The organism is Capnocytophaga sp. oral taxon 326 str. F0382, from assembly GCF_000318295.1.
Lineage (GTDB): Bacteria > Bacteroidota > Bacteroidia > Flavobacteriales > Flavobacteriaceae > Capnocytophaga > Capnocytophaga periodontitidis.
In genome coordinates this window covers 1-3,134 of sequence record NZ_KB291385.1, presented here as the reverse complement: position 1 = coordinate 3,134, position 3,134 = coordinate 1, and the positions used below count along the sequence as shown (strand labels likewise).

Sequence of the window (3,134 nt, the reverse complement as noted above, 5' to 3'; positions counted from 1 at the left end):
ATCATAATATATTCACAAAATAATTCACCGTCAGTAAGAACATTATAATGAAATGTACATATCCTACTCCTTAAACATTTATAAATAAACAACTTACAAAAAAGCCCGATAAAATGAAATGTACAGGATACCGTAATTTACCGTATATTTAGCGTAATTGAAAAAGCCCTTTTTTAGCCTTAAAATACCGCATACCGTAATTACTCCTCTATAACACCCCCAAAAAGCCCCAAACCCCAATAATAACGCCCATTTAGGGCGTTTTTTTGTATCTTATAGCAACCACTAAAGCCACCTTTTGAGGGGTTGAAAATACCCCCAAAAGGTACCCACCCACCCAAGCCTAAAAATACCCTCTTTTTAGTATTAGGGGGACACTTAGGGGGACAGTTAGGGGGACACTTTTTGGCTATTTTTAGGGTAGTGGAGTAGGTTATACCCTCTTTTTTGTGCAACCAATGGGCTTTTTTGCAGAGTAAAGGGGGGTGTATTGTAGTGCTTTTTAAAGTTTATTTTCATATAAAATACTGATTATTAGCTTTTTATTTCAAAAATATATAAAAAGGGTATGGTTTCTCTGGTATAAATATCCACTTTGCCCCTATAAAACTTCTGTTTTTTCTTCCTCTAATTGTTCTACACGTTGTTTTAAGAAGTGCATATCTGCTTGTAAGTCTGCAATTTTTTGATACTCAGGTATGGGGTCAAGAAACTCAAAGGAAAGGTGCATTTTGCACTCCCATACCTCTCTTACATCTTTTAGATCTACGTTTATATGAGGAAAAACGCGATTGTCTGACCTACAATATAGGCTTCCGTACTTCTCTATTCTATTAAGTACGCGTTTTACAATTACACCTTCTTTACTAACTACTACATATATTCTATTGTCTGAAATATGCTGCCAGTCCTCTACAAATTGCCCCACTACATAGCTACCACTCTGCAAAGTAGGGTACATTGATAAACCTTCCACCTGAAACATACGAAAAGTACCATTCCTCATACCTGGTAGGTTATACATTGGAAGTTTTCTTATATACTTAGGGTCATCATACCCTTTAAGGTAGCCCGCTTGTGCCATTATAGGTACCAGTGGAATACGTTCTTTCTCATCATCTTCGTCTTTTAATACTATCACTTTAGGCATTAGGCTTTTACCTTCTACCTTTATAGGAGCAACAACCTCTACTGGAGTACCTTTTATAGCCTCATCTTTAATCATAGACCCTTTGCCCGTGAGTAGCCATTCGGGACTCATATCTAAACAATTGTCTAATATTTTATTTAAAACCCCCTCTCCTAAGTCGGCATTTCGCTTTAGTTGGGTACCTAAATAGCCATTGGATAGTCCACATATCTTTTCAAAGGAACTATTGTTAATTCCTTTATTATCAATGTAATGAATAACTCTGTTTATTGCCTTCATAAAAATAATTAGAAAAAAGTTTAAAAATAATTTGCAAGTTTAAACTATTGTCTATACTTTTGCCCCGAAAATTAATAACAACATTTAACGGGACAAATGTATGAAAAAAATAAGAATTGTTTACGAATTAAAGAAACAAATTGCAAAAGAGATGAGCGTAACCACTCAAACTGTGGAAATGGCTCTCGCCTATGTGTACAACTCCGAAGTACAGCAAAACATTCGTCAGCGCGCTAAAGAACTACTACAGCAAGAGGCTGACAAAGTGCAAGTAGATTTAAAAACAAATTCAAACAATTAACAATCTATGGACAAACTAATCACAATCACCGAGCAAAAGGGCGTTCAATTAGTAGATGCCCGCGAGCTTCACCGAAAACTTCAAACAGGTAGAGACTTTTCCAATTGGATAAAAGGACGTATCCAAGAATATGGTTTCATTGAAAATGAAGATTATTTTATTGAAAATCAACGTTCGCCAAAATTGGCGAGTCAAGTTTCAACGCACGGAGGTTTTCGTCATAGAATAGACTATTACCTTACTGTCAATATGGCAAAAGAGCTGGCAATGGTAGAACGCAATGAATGGGGCAGGAAAATACGCCGTTACTTCATTGAAATGGAAAAGATAGCCCAGCAATCTATCATCAAAATGCCCCCCTCTCTCAATGTCTACGGCAAGGAAGCTCTGCCCTATATAGAGTGGTTGCTATTACACCAGTACTCAGTTACCAGTGGGCAGTATTTTCGCCGCATCAAAAAGCACCCCCAGCACTTCTACCGCACCGCCGAAGGCAAGTGGTATATAAATAAAGAGTTTGCCGAAGCCCTTTTGCAACTCAAAAACGGTTATCAGCAACTTACCAAGGTCCAAGGACTGCCACAAGTAGTACAATTATCGTTAAAACTTTATGAAGCATAACACTATGAAAGTAGGAGACAAAGTAAGAGAAATTCCAGATGAATTTGGCTGGGTAATGAAAGAAGGAGTCGGTATAGTCCTTAAAGTCTACAACGTAGGAGAGGACACTCGTGTAGATGTAGACTTCGGAGATGGAGGAATTTACATTTATTTTATAGAGCATTTAGAAAACGTTTAAACACTATGAAAAAGCTACTAAAAAAACTTCTCGCACCATTGATACGAGAAGTTATCGCAGAGGAACTTAAAGAGGTTCGCCCTATCGTTAAAGAACTTTTGAAGCGGGAAGCAGCTCGCCAACTTTCAAACATTTAAAAAACCCTTTAAACCCTATTAAAAATGAAATTAGAAGTACACTTACGGCGCGTGCGCAAAGGAAAAAGCACCTACACCCTTGCAGGAGTAGTGCCCAGTATTGAGGTAGAAAGCTATCAAGAGGCTTTCAACCACCCCGAAGTACAGCAAATGATTAGAGATGCCTACGGCAGTTGTTTTCATATTACCTTTTACAGCAATGAAGGTATGAAAACCTTTGAAATTAAAAAAATTAAACTCAATTTTAAATTAAAGAAAAAACCATTTACCTTATCATCGGCAGAGAAATACGCACTACCTTCTTAGGTATCGTCGTAAAAAGAGAAAAAATAGAGTACCACTAATAACACTACATCACGTTTTTTATATTTTGATTTTATTGTTGTTTTCCCCAGTGGTTGGTATGACCAACAGCATTAAGCGCAGCTCGCAACTGCACTGGGGAGCAAGGCAAACGCCAAAAAAAAA

6 protein-coding genes are annotated in these 3,134 nt (G+C 37.3%); 5 read left to right on the top strand and 1 reads right to left on the bottom strand.

From position 1 onward, the window contains the following. Positions 1–601 precede the first annotated feature (601 nt). The gene (locus HMPREF9073_RS03840; protein ID WP_009412685.1) at positions 602–1,429 is read right to left on the bottom strand and encodes a S24 family peptidase; all 828 of its coding nucleotides are present in this window, start codon (positions 1,427–1,429) and stop codon (positions 602–604) included. 100 nt (positions 1,430–1,529) lie between these two features. Here HMPREF9073_RS03840 and HMPREF9073_RS03835 point away from each other — a divergent pair, with 100 nt between their 5' ends. The 5 genes from HMPREF9073_RS03835 to HMPREF9073_RS03820 are packed head-to-tail and all read left to right on the top strand — an operon-like array spanning position 1,530 to position 2,972. Continuing rightward, positions 1,530–1,730 carry a hypothetical protein gene (locus HMPREF9073_RS03835; RefSeq protein ID WP_009412684.1) on the top strand — a complete coding sequence of 67 codons (201 nt, stop codon included), beginning with the start codon at positions 1,530–1,532 and terminating at the stop codon, positions 1,728–1,730. A 6-nt stretch (positions 1,731–1,736) separates the two neighbouring features. Further along, positions 1,737–2,351, top strand: coding sequence for an antA/AntB antirepressor family protein (locus HMPREF9073_RS03830; RefSeq protein ID WP_009412683.1), 615 nt, complete (start codon positions 1,737–1,739; stop codon positions 2,349–2,351). After that, a complete protein-coding gene (locus HMPREF9073_RS15885) occupies positions 2,341–2,529 on the top strand; it encodes a hypothetical protein (RefSeq protein WP_009412682.1) in 189 nt (62 codons plus the stop codon). Before HMPREF9073_RS03830 ends, HMPREF9073_RS15885 begins: the two co-directional genes overlap by 11 nt. A gap of 5 nt (positions 2,530–2,534) precedes the next feature. Further along, complete coding sequence (locus HMPREF9073_RS16495) at positions 2,535–2,666, top strand: hypothetical protein (RefSeq protein ID WP_009412681.1); 132 nt, start codon at positions 2,535–2,537, stop codon at positions 2,664–2,666. A 24-nt stretch (positions 2,667–2,690) separates the two neighbouring features. Then, entirely contained in the window at positions 2,691–2,972 is a 282-nt protein-coding gene (locus HMPREF9073_RS03820) for a hypothetical protein (RefSeq protein ID WP_009412680.1), read from the top strand. Positions 2,973–3,134 lie beyond the last annotated feature (162 nt).